This is a genomic window from Tardiphaga sp. 709, from assembly GCF_032401055.1.
Classification (GTDB): Bacteria; Pseudomonadota; Alphaproteobacteria; order Rhizobiales; family Xanthobacteraceae; genus Tardiphaga.
Map to the genome: position 1 here is coordinate 2,323,275 of NZ_CP135529.1, position 14,826 is coordinate 2,338,100.

Consider the following 14,826-nt stretch of genomic DNA (forward strand, 5'->3'; position numbering starts at 1 on the left):
ACATGGCGCCGCTCGCTCCACTGTTGCCGCTTGAAGAGATCGCCGTCGTCGGGCTCGCCGGGGCCGGGTCGGTCGGCACGGCTTGGGCCGCGCTCCTCTTGTACGCCGAGTTCGACGTCGTTGTGTTCGACCCGGACCCGCAGGCGCCCCGGCGCGTCCGCGCCGGTGTCGAGGCGGCGTGGGACACGTTCCGGCAGCTCCGCCAAGAGGCTCCGGCATCGCCGCCATTGGCTCGCCTGCGTTTTGTCGAGACGCTTGAAGCCCTGGCGGCTGACAGTGACCTCGTCCAGGAGAATGTGACCGAGGCCATTGATGTCAAAGGCAAGGTGATATCGGAGATCGACCGATACCTCGCGCCGGACCGGCTCATCCTGTCCAGCAGTGGCGGCGTTCCCCCGACCCGCATGCAGGAATATTGCGTGCATCCGGAGCGGCTGGTGCTGGGACATCCGTTTCATCCCGCGCATGTCATTCCTCTCGTCGAAGTACTGGGAGGCGACAGGACCCGTCCGGACGCCGTGGTCCTGGCCAAGGCCTTCTATCAGAAGCTCGGAAAGCGTCCGATCGTTCTGCTGAAAGAACGCGTCGGACATCTCTCGAACAGATTGCAATTTGCGTTGCTCCGGGAGGCCATCAATTGCCTCAACGAGGGCGTCGCCTCGGCCGATGACATTGACGCCGCCGTCCGCTGGGGATTGGGCCTGCGTTGGGCGTTGATGGGCCCTCTGATGACCCTCAATCTCGCGGGCGGAGACGGCGGCATCGAGCAGATCCTGAGCCGATTCAAAGGCGATGTGGAGCTGTGGTGGGCGTCCCTCGGACAGCCGACGCTCACTCCCGACGTTTGCGAAAGTCTTCGCAAAGGAGTCGAGCAATTGCGTGGCGACCGCAGCAATGCGGAGTGGTCGAAGTGGCGCGACGAGCAGCTCATCGAGCTGCTGACCTTCCGGCAAGGACATCCGTATCCGGACGAGACGGCGGTCGACCCGTCCGCCGGGAGCGCGAACGTCGCGGTGTCATCATGAGCGCAGACTACAGATATCATGCTGATGTGATCCGGAGGCATATTGCCCTGGTCCCCGGCTACGACGCCCTCCGTCAACGCCTGTCCGTCGACGTCGACGTCGGTGCCGATACGCTGGCGCAGGTGCTCGACGCTGCCGCCGTGTTTGCGGAGGACGTCCTGGCGCCCATCAATCGCGCCGGCGATCTGGAAGGCTGCCGATTCCAGGACGGCCGGGTGTTGTCGGCGCCCGGCTACAGCGGCGCCTGGAAGCAACTGGCCGAGGCAGGCTGGCTCGCTGTCGACCAGCCGGCCGAATATGGCGGACAAGGCCTGCCTTCGTTTGTCAACGCTGCGTGTCGTGAGCTGTTCGATTGCGCGTGCATGGCCATCGGGATGCTCAGCGGACCCACGCGGGCCGCCACCCAGGTGCTGCTTGAATTCGGCGAGAAGGCAATCTGCGACGAGTGGATCCCGCGTTTCGTGACTGGTGAGTGGTCGGCAACGATTTGCATCTCCGAGGCCGATGCCGGCTCGGATGTGGGACGCATCCGATCGCGCGCCTTGCCCGCTGGCGACGGCTCGTGGCTCGTGACCGGCGAGAAAATGTGGACGTCGTTCGGCGACAACGATCTTGTTGAGCGCATCGGGCATTTCCTGCTGGCCAGGACACCCGATGCGCCCCCGGGGAGCGCTGGTCTGAGCCTGTTCTTGGTGCCTAATCGCGTACGGGACGCCGACGGTGACTGGGTTTCCAATGGAGTAACCCCAAGGCGCATCGAGGAAAAGCTTGGCCTGCACGGTTCGCCTACCTGTGCCATGGGGTTCGAGCAAGCACGAGCCCATTTGATCGGACATCCACATCGTGGTCTGTCCCAGATGTTCGTCATGATCCAAGGCATGCGTCTGATGGTGGCAATCGAGGGCGTCGGCATGGCGTTCGGCGCGGTGCAGATGACGCAATCCTATGCGGAAACGCGAAAACAGGGCGGTGATCCGGCGGTGCCGCCGGTGCCGATCGCCCGCCATGCGGACATCCAGCGTCAAATTCTTGGCATGGCTTCACGCGTCGAAGTACTGCGCGGGCTCGTATACGAGATTGCGGTGCGGCTCGACGCGGAGCGGATGGCGGTCGACGAGCCAACCGGGCGAGAGGCGACGCGTTCGCGCATGGTGACGCAGTGGCTGCTGCCGATCATCAAGGCCAGTTGCGCCGAGGCGGGCTTCGAAGTGCCAAATGAGGGCATTCAGGTGCTGGGCGGCGCCGGCTACACACGCGAGTGGCCCCTGGAACAATGGATGCGCGACGCCCGCATGATGTCGATCGCCGAGGGATCAACCGGCATTCAGGCGCTGGACCTAGTGCACCGCCGGCTCAGGCGGGATCGTGGCGAGAGCCTGGCGGCATTCCTGGACACCGCGACGGGCGAAATAGCGTCAGCGGATCCAGGCCTGGCGACGTCAGCGCTTTCAGTGCTCGATCGGTTGCGCAAGATCGGCGCGGCATTTCTCGATCCGCAATCGCGTCCGCGGGACGCCGAAGCTGGAGCGGTGGCCTTTCTGAACGTCGCGATGCTCGCTGCCACCGCGTGGATCGCCGTCCGGCTGGCATCCGACGACAAGGACGATGCGATTGCAAAACGATTGGCCGCCTGCGGACGGTACTGGCTCAGCGATGTCGATCTCAAAGCCGCTCAGCAAGAAAAACTTGCCCTGATCGGAGCCGCCCGATTGGCGGAGTACGAATATCTTTAACGAAAGCGATCACATGCAGTCCGACAACCATATCACTTACGAGCTGCGGGGAAACATCGCCCTGATCGGAATCGATCGGCCCGAGAAGCGCAATGCGATGAGCCAGGTGATGTTTGAAGCGCTCGGTCGCGCAGCGGCGCGCGCTCACGAAGAAGCCCGCGTCGGCATCCTGCACTCGCACAACGACAATTTCTCTGCCGGTCTCGATCTTGGTGAACACCTCGGGCGCGACCCCATCGAGAGCATGCACGACTCGCGTGCGCAGCACGTACTTCTCAACACCGTCGAGCAGGGGAAAATACCATTCATCGCCGCCCTGCAGGGAGCGACAATCGGTGCCGGCCTGGAGATCGCTGCATCGGCCCACATTCGTGTTGCTGACGAGTCGACGTTCTTCGCGCTCCCGGAAGGCAAGCGCGGCATCTTCGTCGGCGGCGGGGGGTCCGTACGCGTCTCGCGCCTGATGTCGACCACCCGGATGATGGAAATGATGCTCACGGCCCGGGTGCTGAACGTTCAGGAGGCTGCCGGTGCCAATCTCGTGCACTTCATCACGCCCGTCGGAGGCGCGCTTGCCAAAGCGCTGGAACTGGCCGCCGGTATCGCGACGAACTCGCCGGTTTCGAACTATGCAATCATCAACGGATTGCCGCGCATCCACGATGCGTCGCATGACGACGGCTTGTTTTTCGAATCTATCCTCGCGTCTTTGACGCTGGTCAGTCCTCACGCCCAGGCCGGGTTGCGCGAGTTCCTGGAAAAGCGCGCTAAGAGACTCGTCCCGGAATGACTGCGCCAAAACAGCAATTCGACGTCTCCCAATTTAGGCATGCATCATGAAGATCAAGATACTCGGTGGTGGCCCAGCCGGACTTTACGCTGCCTACCTGATCAAGCGTCAGCGACCAGCGGCTGATGTCGTCGTCTTCGAGCAAAATGCCGCAGGTGTGACCTTCGGGTTCGGCGTGGTGTTCTCGGACAAGGCATTGGAGTTTCTTGGCGCTGCAGACGCTGAAACGCTGCGCCTCATTACAGAGGACCTTGAAACCTGGAGCGACATCGAGGTCAGGATTCATGGCGAGTCGATCAAGATCGATGGCGTCGGCTTCACGGCGATCGCCCGATTGAAGCTCCTCGAAATCCTTCGGATGCGCGCCCTTTCCGTTGGCGTAACGTTGATCGACGAGCGGACGATTTCGGATCTCAGGGAATTGGGAGAGGCAGACCTGATCATCGGTGCGGATGGGGCCAATTCGCTTGTACGCCGGACGCACGAGGCGGCCTTCGGCACTGAGGTTTCTCTCCTGAATAATCACTTCGCTTGGTTTGGCACGACCAAGACGTTCAACTACCTCACCCAGACCTTCAAGTCCCTCCCACAGGGACACTTTAACGCGCACCACTACCGTTACTCGAAGGATATGAGCACGTTTCTCGTGGAGGTCGATCAGTCAACGTTCGATGCCGTCGGCTTCGGCGGGATGACGGAAGAGCAGTCGCGCGCCTGTTGCGAGAAGGTGTTCGCCGAGGAACTGGACGGGCACCCGCTGGTCACGAACCGATCCCTGTGGCGGCAATTCCCGAAAGTCAGCAATCGGCACTATTACACGGCAAACATGGTCCTGGTCGGCGATGCGCTGAGGACCGCTCACTATTCGATCGGCTCGGGGACGCGGTTGGCGCTTGAGGACGTGCAGGCGCTTGCGGCCGCGCTTGTACAACATCCGCATAGCGTATTGGATGCGCTGGCATCGTTCGATGCGAAGCGACGGCAGGTCATCGAAAAGATGACCGATGCGGCGGCGCAAAGCGCCGATTGGTACGATCAGTTTGCCGATCACATGGGGCTTGAGGCCTGGCCGTTCGCGATGAGTTACATCGGCCGGTCCGGCCGGATAGACCCCGCGCGTTTGAAAGCAATGTCGCCCCGCTTCGTCGCTGGTTACGAACACTGGAAGGGCCGATCGGCAAAGGTGCGGCAATGATCGGATCGGTCATCGATCGCACGAAAGAGAGCGAGCCACCAACAACATTCGGCGACGTCATTCGTCGTCAGCGGAGGCTCGGCGGAAAGATCGCGTTCTCCGACCCGTCGCGCGAGGTTTCCTTCGCGGAATTCGATGATCGGGTTAACCGCTTGGCCGATGCCTTGCGGTCGAGAGGGCTGCAGGCCGGCGATCGGATCGCGCTGCTCGGGCGCAACAGCATTTCCCTGCTGGAATACATCGGAACGATGAAGGCGGGACTCATACCGGTCCCGCTCAATTGGCGGCTGTCGACACAGGAGCTCTCGGTTCTGATCCACGACTGTAGTCCCAAGGCGCTGGTGTGCGACATGGAAGGCGCCATCGTTGCAGATCAGATGGCGCTGGCATTGATGCCCCTGCGTGTTTGTGTCGATGGCGACCGCCAGGGTTGGCTCAACCACGAGGATCTCATCCGAGCTGGCAGCAAGGGCGAAGCGCATCTCGTGCTGGACGCGGACGATACGGCGCTCCTCGTCTACACGAGCGGCACGACCGGTGCTCCGAAGGGAGCGATGATCACCCATGGCGGCCTGCTCGCGAACTGCGTCGCGTCGGCGGAGCGGGCCATTGAAGTGGATGAAACGGACGTCATTCTGTGCGCGATGCCGATGTTCCATGTTGGCGGGCTTTGTTACTACCTGCTAGCGGCGTTTGCGGCGGGCAGTACGTCAATCCTGAGGCCAGCGTTCGACGCGGCGGACGTCGTCGCTAGCTTGGAGCGCTTTGCCATTACCAACGTCCACCTCGTCCCCACGATGATTGCAGACCTGATTGCGCAGGATGGTGCGGCGGCTGCAGCGCGGTCGCTGCGGCGCATCGTCTACGCGGGATCGTCGATGCCTCTCGCTCTCTTGCATCGCGCCATGAATACGTTCAGCGAGGTCAGATTCTCCCAATCATACGGGTCGACGGAGGGCGGCCTCATATCGTGTCTGTCCCCGGACGATCATGCGCTTGCTTCGGCATCCAGAGAGCAAGCCCACCTTCTCCAATCTTGCGGCAACGTCATAGCCGGGTGCGAGATACGCGTCGATAACAACGAGGGCAGAGAGGCGGCGGAGGGCCAGCTCGGGGAGGTCCTGGTGCGAAGCCCCCGCATGATGAAGGGATACTGGAAATCACCGGATAAGACGGCCAGCGTGATGAGAGGGGCCTGGCTCTGTACCGGCGACATCGGCTATCGCGACGCGGCCGGCTACCTCTATCTCGTCGATCGCAAGAACGACATGATCGTGACTGGCGGCGAAAACGTGTTTCCGTCCGAGGTGGAGCAGATTTTGCTGTTGCACCCGGACGTGTCCGAAGCGGCCGTGTTCGGTCTTCCCGATGATCGATGGGTGGAGAAGGTCGTTGCGGCAGTCGTGTTGCGCGGTGGATCGACGGTCACCGACGCAAGCCTGATCGCATTCACCAAGCGACAACTTGCATCGTACAAGTGTCCAAAAGAAATTTTCGTGCTGGCGAAACTCCCGACAACGGGCGTCGGCAAGATCTCCCGCAAAATCCTGAAGGACCAAGTCCGGTCACTCTGAGCGTCTGCGGCAATTAACTCAAGCCAACAATGTCAATCGCGATAAATGCGAGCATTCAAAAACATCAATCGGAGGATTCGAGCATGAGACATTCGGCAAAGTCGGCGTTGTACGCCACGGCTACTTTGGTCCTACTGTCAGGGACCGCGACGGCAGACGTCAAGGTGGGCGTGATCACCGGAGCGACCGGCCCCGGAGCGTCCCTCGGCATCCCCTACAAAAACACATTCAGCGCCTTGCCAGCCACTCTTGGCGGTGAACCGGTGACGTATATCGTTCTGGATGACGCGACCGATCCGGCGACTGCCGCGCGCCTGGCGCGCAAGCTTGTCAGCGAGGACCATGTCGATCTGCTGATCGGGTCCGGAAATGTCCCGACCGCGTCGGCAATCAGTTACGTCGCGTCGGAAACCAAGACGCCTCAGATCGCCCTGTCTCCGCTCAGTGGCGAACCGGCCAAGAACCCGTGGGTCTTCTCGGTGTCCCTGCCAACGACGCTGCAGCTCGGTGCTGTCGCGGACGACATCAAGGCACGTAACGCAAAAACCGTCGGTTACATTGGCTTCAGCGACGGCTGGGGCGACCAGGTCTACGCGGCGTTGATGAGCCACGCGGCGGCGGCCGGCTACACGGTCGTCACGAATGAAAGATACGCGCGGCTCGATACGAGCGTGGTGAGTCAGGCTCTCAAGGTCATCGCGGCAAAACCGGATGCCGTGGTCCTCGGCGGCTCGGGTACGCCCGGAGCATTGCCACATACGACGTTGGTCGAGCGCGGCTACAAGGGACAGATCTACCACAGCGCTGCAGTCGTCAACCCCGACTTCCTTCGAATTGGCGGCAAGGCCCTGCAAGGCGCCCTCGTTGCTGCAGGCCCCGTCGTCGTCGTCAGTCAGCTTCCGGACAACAGTCCCACAAAGAAACCCGGCCTGGACTTCGGCCGTGCCTACGATGCGAAGTTCGGAGCCAACACGAACAATTCGTTCTCCGCCTATTCCTGGGACGCGTACCTGATCGCGGACCGGGCGGTCAACGTGGCCCGCGCAAAGGCCAAGCCGGGTACGCCCGAATTCCGGGAAGCCTTGAGAGATGCCATGGAGGGCACCACCGAGCTTCGGGGCGCGCAAGGCGTGTACACGATGAGCGCATCCGATCACGCCGGCTCCGACAAACGCGCAGTCGTCCTTCTGCGCATCGTGGATGGGGCCTGGAAACTCGCCCAATAGGCAACGCCGCTCATTGAATTGTCGTTCCGGGAACAATCGCGGGAAATTGGCCTGACCGTGGTCGGGCGTGTGACGCGAAGCTGGACTTCGCGCAACGTCCGGTCCGAACCATTGCCGATCGTTCTGCTAGATGGAGCCGTGTTATGGATCTGACTGTAGGCTCGATGCTTGCTGTTGACGGAATCTCGAACGGCGCGGTGTACGCGTTGATCGGGCTGGCGACCGTGCTGGTTTTCAGCGTGACGAGGATACTCTTTATCGCGCAGGGGGAGTTCGTCGTATTCGGGGCGATCACCCTGGCGCAAATCAATGCCGGGAGCGTGCCGTCGGCAATCTACCTGCTCGGGACATTGACGCTGGGCTGCCTGTTGCAGGAGCTCTGGCTGGCCTGGCAACGGCGGCGAGTCGATCGCCGGCTGGCGCGGGAGCTCGCCCGAGTCCTGTTGCCGTCGAGCTTTATTATCGCAGTGACCGTCTTGGCTGCCCCGGTGGGTCTTCCACTGATACTGCAAGCATTGTTGTCGCTGATGCTGATAGCGCCAATGGGCATGCTTGTCTATCGACTGATCTATCGCTCGATTGCGGACGCCAGCGTCCTGACGCTGTTGATCGTGTCGGTCGGTGTGCACTTTGCTCTGGTCGGGCTGGGCCTGATCTTCTTCGGTCCTGAAGGCTATCGAACGTCTGCTTTGTTGGATGTGTCGGTCCAGCTCGGGTCGGTCCCGGTCAGCGGTCAGGCCATCGTCGTGATCGTGACCGCACTTCTCCTGATATCGCTCCTATTCTGGTTCTCGACCTGCACCTTTCCAGGAATGGCGCTGCGGGCCGCGGCGGTGAACAGATTGGGAGCGCGCATCGTGGGGCTTTCGAGCGATAGAGCCGGACAGACGAGCTTCATTCTTGCCGCCGCGATTGGCGCGTTGTCGGGAATCCTTATCGCCCCGACGACGACGCTGTACTACGACACGGGATTTTTGATCGGCCTGAAAGGATTTGTGGCTGCGGTCTTCGCGGGCCTGTCAAGCTTTCCAGGCGTCATGATTGGAGCCATCGGAGTGGGCCTTTTGGAGTCGTTCGGCTCGTTCTGGTCCAGTGCGTTCAAGGATTCGATCGTATTCGGTGCTGTCATCCCGGTTTTGCTGCTGCGCACCATTCTCACGCGGACTCAGGAAGATCATTGAGCATGACCATCGTGACATCTCGATTACTTCGAACCGGACCGCGCCTGCCGTCCGACGTCTGGAGCCGCGCGGCAGTCCGCTGCGTCGGATTTGCCGTGCTTGGTCTCTTGATCGTGCTGCCATTCCTGCCGATACCTGGATTTGTCATCACGCAGATGAACTACATCGGCATTGATGCGCTGGTGGTCCTGGGATTGGTGCTGCTGACGGGCGTCGCGGGTCTCACGTCGTTTGGTCAGGCCGCGTTTGTCGGGATCGGCGCCTATACAACGGCCTATCTCTCGACCGCGTTCGGCCTGTCGCCCTGGATCGGCCTGCTTGCAGGACTGGCTTTAACTACCGTGACGGCCTTGGTTGTCGGCTTCGTCACCCTGCGAATGTCCGCACTCAATCTGCCGCTCGCTACCATCGCCTGGTGCATCGCACTGTATTATGTGGTGGGAAATCTGGATGCGCTCGGCCGCTACGATGGCCTCGTCAACATTCCGCCGCTCGAACTGGCCGGCTTCAGCCTGCAGGATGGCAGACGGTTTTATTTCTTGATCTGGGGAATGGCGGTTTTATCGGCGGTGGCGATGGTCCGGCTGCTTGACTCGCGGACTGGTCGGGTCATGCGCGCGATCAACGTCGATCGTGGAGGTGGGGCCACCATGCCGGAGTCCCTTGGCGCGTCTGTCTTCAGACACAAGCTGTTGGCCTTCGTGATAGCGGCTCTCCTTGCATCGGTTGCCGGATGGCTTTTTGCACACATGCAGCGAACCGTGAATCCGTCTCCGTTCGGCATCGGCCGTAGCCTCGATTATCTTTTCATGGCGGTTCTCGGAGGCGTTGGCCACATCTGGGGCGCGTTCTTAGGCGCGGCGTTCACGACAGTGCTCAAGGATCTGCTTCAGGACTGGTTGCCCCGCCTGTTCGGATCAGCCGGCAGCTACGAGATCGTTGTTTTCGGCGTCCTTCTCATCGTGGTGCTCAAGATCGCACCCGGCGGTCTCTGGTCGATCGTGGAGCGAATGTGGCGGTCACCGCGACCCAGGCGGGATTGGGAAGATGCGCCCCCGCTCCTTGATCGGCCGAAGCAAGTCCCCGGCCAAGCGCTTCTCCGGGTCGAAGCTGTCAGCAAGCGGTTTGGCGGGCTGGCCGCCGTCCAAGATGTCACCTTCACGGTCGGCAGTGGCGAAATCGTCGGCCTGATTGGTCCAAACGGCGCCGGAAAGTCCACGACGTTCAACCTGATATCCGGCGTCACACCCTTGTCCACCGGGCGGGTCACCGTAGGTGGCGAACGTGTGGACGGCCAACCGTCCCGCCGCATCGCCAGGCTTGGCGTTTCTCGCACGTTCCAGCACGTCAAGCTCGTCCCCGACATGACGGTACTGGAGAATGTCGCGATGGGTTGCATCCTGCGGACGCGCGCAGGGGCATGGTCGTCGATCCTGCATCTGGACCGGGCGGAAGAAAGATCCACGATGAAGGAGGCCGAGCGGCAATTGGCACGAATCGGATTGTCGTCGGTGATGTTCGATCTCGCCGGAAATCTTGCTCTTGGTCCTCAACGGCTTGTCGAAATCGCACGCGCCCTGGCGACCGATCCCGTTCTATTGCTCCTCGACGAACCCGCTGCGGGACTGAGACACGCGGAAAAAGCCAAGCTCGCGGATGTTCTGAGCCAGTTGAAGGACGAGGGCCTCAGCCTGTTGCTGGTCGAGCACGACATGGATTTCGTCATGCGCCTGGCTGATCGAATCGTGGTGATGGAATTCGGCAAGAAGCTCATCGAAGGAACTCCGGCGGAGGTCCGCGCCAGTCCGTTGGTAAGAGCAGCTTATCTAGGGACGGATCATTAAAGATGGCCACATCGATTCTGGAGGTCGGCGGCCTGTGCGCCGGCTACGGCAAGGCCCGCGTACTGGAAGGCGTGTCGCTGCGCGCAGGACATGGTCAAATCGTTTCAGTGCTCGGTCCCAATGGCGCCGGCAAGTCGACCCTGCTCAACTCTCTCGGGGGCGTCATGCCGTCGGAGGGCACTGTAGTCTTCGATGGCGAGGACATTTCGACGTGGCCTCTCGAAGAACGGGTCATGGCCGGTGTGGCGCTGGTCCCGGAGAAGCGCGAATTGTTCGGGACCATGACCGTCGAGGAAAATCTCTTGCTCGGGGGACAGCGGCCGAGGTCGCTCGGGGACCGTGCCTGGCGCGACGGACTTGAACCCGTCTACGCGTTGTTTACACGATTGAAGGAACGCAGGCGACAGCAATCGAACACTTTGTCGGGCGGTGAGCGGCAGATGCTGGCGATCGGCAGGGCGCTCATGAGCCGACCGAAACTGCTTCTTCTCGATGAACCCAGTCTCGGCCTCGCGCCTCTGATCGTTCAGGACATCATGCAGACGATCTCACGTCTTTGCGGCGACGGCCTGAGCGTTCTGCTCGTCGAGCAGAACGCTCGCGCGGCACTGGAGATCTCCCACTACGGGTATGTCCTCGAGATGGGTAGTTTCTTCGTGCAGGGAACCGCAGATGTCCTCCGGTCCGACGAAAGGCTCGTCGCGACATATCTCGGCAACGAAAAGCCGACAAGAAATTGACAGGGAGCTTCGCATGCTTCTTCAACAACGATCGTGTCGGTAGCTATCCGCAACCCGGCTGCCTGAATGATGGATCGGCGCCGGTCGCCTCGAATCGTTCGCGCGTGCCCGGTTCCTTCGACGGAGATTGACATTTCCCCGGCTCATCGTCATTCAACCTTGGACGTCAAAAGCGCGTGGCTGGTGGGTCGAATGGCTAAGCGGACTGTTGTTGAAACAAAAAAACGGCGGGTGGCTGTCGGGACAGCCAAGACCAAATCCACCGACTTTCATCTGAACGAGTTGCTTCCGTACCTCATCAATCGTGTAGCCAACGCCACGACTCAGCTCTTCGCCCGAGATATTGCCCCATTTGACCTGAGCGTGCCCATGTGGCGCGTCATTGCAGTGCTTTCAGAGATGGGTGAGCAACGACTAGTCGATCTTGCGACCATGACGTCAATTGACGCCTCGACGCTCTCTCGATTGGTCGAGACCATGCAAGCCGATAAACTTCTCGCAAAAGTGCGATCAAAGACAAATCGACGGGAATTGGTTTTGACCGTTGCGCCACGCGGCAAAGAGCTGTCCAGACTTCTGGCTCCGGTTGCGCAAGCCTATGAGACCCGGTTGACTGCAGGCCTGCCCGAGTCCGAGCTCGCCACGGCGCGAAAGGTTCTAAAGCATATGTTTCATCAGCTTTCGGAACTCAAAGCGCAGGCGGACCTCGACTCGAGAGCTACTCGTCGACAAACGCCAGTACTTGCAAAGACCTTGCTTCGATCGAGATCGTCGGCAAAGTCATAATAACCATCGTCACATCGGCGTTCAACGCCGCCGTTCGCGGATTCGATCGACAAGCCGGTGAAAGCCGTGTTGGTAATGATCTTCTACGATATCCTGTGCACGCCAGCATGCGCCAGACGTTGGCAGTATCGCTGGCGTAAAGAACACGGCGGCCTCATCCCGCTGGTCCAGAATATCCGTCAGGCCAAAAATCTTAGTCGTTACGTGAGCCGGGCTACGCGCGAAGCGGGAAGACGCCGTTTGAAGGAAGCTCGGCACTTCAGCGCCACGAGTAGTCCACTAGAGCACAAGACGTTAGATGGCTGCCGCACAATATAAGGCTCGCCTGGGTTCTATACCTGCGTCAGTGGAGTCCCGAAGATCTCATCGTGTCGGATAGCACCAGTCATGATCTTTCGACACGTCCGCGATCGCAGTCGCACAGAAAACCAGCACGATGCCTCACCGGCGCACGGTAAACTGCTTGTTTCATGCACACGGCTAGTCCCCGCACGTAGCCTTGCAGAAATGCCTAATGGCCTCCCCTGTGTGAGCCGATAGGCTCACCTCGGAGATAGAGGGAGCCGTCATGACCAAATCGAGATTGTTATCGTTGCTCGGGGGCGCGATTACGCTGTGCGCGCTAATTGATACGCCCGCGGCAGCAAAGGATACGGTGAAGATTGCCTTCATCGGCCCGCTATCGGGCGGTAACTCGGCGCCGGGCCTCGGCGGCCGCAATTCAGCTACGCTGGCCGTGCAGCAGCGCAATGCAGACCCGGCTGCAAAATACACCTACGAACTTGTGACCTTCGACGACGAATGCAAGCCAAATGTCGGCATACAGGTGGCGACCAAGGCCGCTTCCGACAACTCGATCGTGGCCGGAGTTACGCATTATTGCTCCGCAGTCGGTATCGCGACCGTGGACACCTACGCGCGTTTTGGACTACCCGTCGTGGTCTGGGGGGCGATCCTGCCTGAGATCACCTATGGAAACGATTTCAAGGAAATACACCGCGTCAATGGTACGATGATCAATGAGGGCAAGCTCGCCGCCGAATTCCTGACCAAGCAGGGCTACAAGAAGTTCGTGGTCATCCATGACACCACGGACTATGGCAAGGGCCAAAACAAGTACTTCGCGGAGTATCTCAAGCCTACCGGTAACGAGGTCATAGCAACCTTTCCGGTAAGCCCGGACCAGCAGGATTTCACAGCCGAACTGACGAAGATCAAGGAATTGAAGCCCGATCTGATACTCGTCGGCGGACTGACACCGCTTGGAGTCCGGCTGCGGTCGCAGATGGATCGCGTTGGCGTGACCGCGCAGCTGGCCGGAGTTTCTGGTATCATGACAGCCGGCTTTCTCGAAGGCACGGGCGCAGCCGGCGAGGGTACCGTCTCATTCCACAACGGAGCCCCGATCAGCAAATATCCCCAGGGACAGGCTTTTATCGACGCGTATGCCAAAGCGGGATTTCGCGAAGACCCCGACGCCTACGGACCCTTCGCCTATTCAGCCGCTAGTTTGGTGATCGATGCCATCGAGAAGGTGGGGCCCGACCGCAAGAAGGTGAAAGCGGTCCTCAACACCACCAAGGGCCATAAGGCGCTGGTCGGCGAGATCAACTTCGACGGGCACCGCCAGAACATCGTCAACGCCAATGTCTACGTCGCTCAAGACGGCAAGTGGGTCTATTGGCCGGACAGCGACTATGCCGCTGGCAAGAAGAAACTCGCGAAGAACTGAGTTTTCTCGGCAAGGTGGCGGGCATCCACCCTGCCGCCCTAGCCAGCCTCTATCAAATCATTGTTTCGAGGACCATGTGATGGATCTAGGCATTCTCGCCCAGCAAATTTTCAACGGCCTGATGCTTGGCGTGATCTATGCAATGATTGCGGTCGGTTTCTCGCTGTTTTTCGGCGTGCTGGACATTATCAAGTTCTCACACGGCGACGTTGTCACTGTCGGCGCATTCTCCGGTCTCGGCGCTGTCGGACTTGCGGGAGGCTTAGTCGTGTTCTCGCCGGCGCTTGCACTTGCCGCGGGCCTCGCCGCCGCCGTAGCTATGGGATCGCTCGCCGGCATCCTGATCGGCCGCTTGCTGGTTATGCCGTTGCGTCACGCGCCAGCCGTCAACGTGCTGCTTGCGACGCTGATGGCAGGAACCGTGCTACGCGAAACCATCCGGCTCGGCGTGCCAAATGGCGGAAACCCGAAGCCGTTTCCAGCATTGCTGCCAAGCGGTACCATAGCGACCGGGTCCTTCAGCGTCGGCATCGATAGCGTAATGATCCTTTGCGCCGGCTTGTCGCTCGTGTTCGCCACGCATCTTCTGATCACGCGGACCCGACTGGGACTGTCGATCCGCGCGGTTGCGCAGGATGGCGAGATCGCGCGGTTGTCGGGGATCGACTTTCAGCGGGTCGTGCTGGGGACGTTTGCGTTGGGCTCCGCGTTGGCTGCTTTCGCCGGTTGCATGCTGGGTCTGTATTACCGTGAGATCAATTTCAGTATGGGCGTTTTGCTCGGAATCATCGGCTTTGCTTCGGCTGTGATTGGCGGGCTTGGCAGTCTGCTTGGCCCGATCATCGGAGGCTTCCTTTTCGCGGGCGTGCAGACCCTGGTCGTCGTGCTGCTGCCATTCTCCAGTGCCTACAAGGACGTCGTCGCCTTCGCAGCCATTATTGTTCTCATCGGTTTTTTCCCGACCGGGCTGATCGCCGAACGACGCAGTGAGCGGGTGTGA

General features: G+C 60.7%; 12 protein-coding genes. All 12 read left to right on the forward strand.

The annotated features are described in order from the left end of the window. Positions 1-2: 2 nt before the first annotated feature. The 12 genes from RSO67_RS11530 (at position 3) to RSO67_RS11585 (ending at position 14,826) form a co-directional block, all read left to right on the forward strand. A complete protein-coding gene (locus tag RSO67_RS11530; RefSeq protein ID WP_315843570.1) occupies positions 3-1,025 on the forward strand; it encodes a 3-hydroxyacyl-CoA dehydrogenase NAD-binding domain-containing protein in 1,023 nt (340 codons plus the stop codon). After that, a complete protein-coding gene (locus tag RSO67_RS11535; RefSeq protein WP_315843571.1) occupies positions 1,022-2,758 on the forward strand; it encodes an acyl-CoA dehydrogenase family protein in 1,737 nt (578 codons plus the stop codon). The genes RSO67_RS11530 and RSO67_RS11535 overlap by 4 nt, the downstream gene beginning before the upstream one ends. A gap of 13 nt (positions 2,759-2,771) precedes the next feature. Then, positions 2,772-3,548, forward strand: a complete 777-nt coding sequence (locus tag RSO67_RS11540; protein WP_315843572.1) for a crotonase/enoyl-CoA hydratase family protein — start codon at positions 2,772-2,774, stop codon at positions 3,546-3,548. 46 nt (positions 3,549-3,594) lie between these two features. After that, on the forward strand, positions 3,595-4,743 hold the full coding sequence (locus tag RSO67_RS11545; protein ID WP_315843573.1) for an FAD-dependent monooxygenase: 1,149 nt from the start codon (positions 3,595-3,597) through the stop codon (positions 4,741-4,743). Next, positions 4,740-6,317: a class I adenylate-forming enzyme family protein gene (locus tag RSO67_RS11550; protein WP_315843574.1), complete on the forward strand. Its 1,578-nt coding sequence runs from the start codon at positions 4,740-4,742 to the stop codon at positions 6,315-6,317. The genes RSO67_RS11545 and RSO67_RS11550 overlap by 4 nt, the downstream gene beginning before the upstream one ends. An 83-nt stretch (positions 6,318-6,400) precedes the next feature. Continuing rightward, a complete protein-coding gene (locus tag RSO67_RS11555; protein WP_315843575.1) occupies positions 6,401-7,543 on the forward strand; it encodes an ABC transporter substrate-binding protein in 1,143 nt (380 codons plus the stop codon). Positions 7,544-7,686: 143 nt separating this feature from the next. Further along, the gene (locus tag RSO67_RS11560) at positions 7,687-8,724 is read left to right on the forward strand and encodes a branched-chain amino acid ABC transporter permease (protein ID WP_315843576.1); all 1,038 of its coding nucleotides are present in this window, start codon (positions 7,687-7,689) and stop codon (positions 8,722-8,724) included. A gap of 2 nt (positions 8,725-8,726) precedes the next feature. Continuing rightward, on the forward strand, positions 8,727-10,568 hold the full coding sequence (locus RSO67_RS11565; protein WP_315843577.1) for a branched-chain amino acid ABC transporter ATP-binding protein/permease: 1,842 nt from the start codon (positions 8,727-8,729) through the stop codon (positions 10,566-10,568). A gap of 2 nt (positions 10,569-10,570) precedes the next feature. Continuing rightward, entirely contained in the window at positions 10,571-11,308 is a 738-nt protein-coding gene (locus RSO67_RS11570; protein WP_315843578.1) for an ABC transporter ATP-binding protein, read from the forward strand. A 192-nt stretch (positions 11,309-11,500) separates the two neighbouring features. Continuing rightward, the gene (locus tag RSO67_RS11575; protein ID WP_315843579.1) at positions 11,501-12,094 is read left to right on the forward strand and encodes a MarR family winged helix-turn-helix transcriptional regulator; all 594 of its coding nucleotides are present in this window, start codon (positions 11,501-11,503) and stop codon (positions 12,092-12,094) included. 568 nt (positions 12,095-12,662) lie between these two features. Beyond that, a complete protein-coding gene (locus tag RSO67_RS11580; protein WP_315843580.1) occupies positions 12,663-13,826 on the forward strand; it encodes a branched-chain amino acid ABC transporter substrate-binding protein in 1,164 nt (387 codons plus the stop codon). 79 nt (positions 13,827-13,905) lie between these two features. Continuing rightward, the gene (locus RSO67_RS11585; RefSeq protein WP_315843581.1) at positions 13,906-14,826 is read left to right on the forward strand and encodes a branched-chain amino acid ABC transporter permease; all 921 of its coding nucleotides are present in this window, start codon (positions 13,906-13,908) and stop codon (positions 14,824-14,826) included.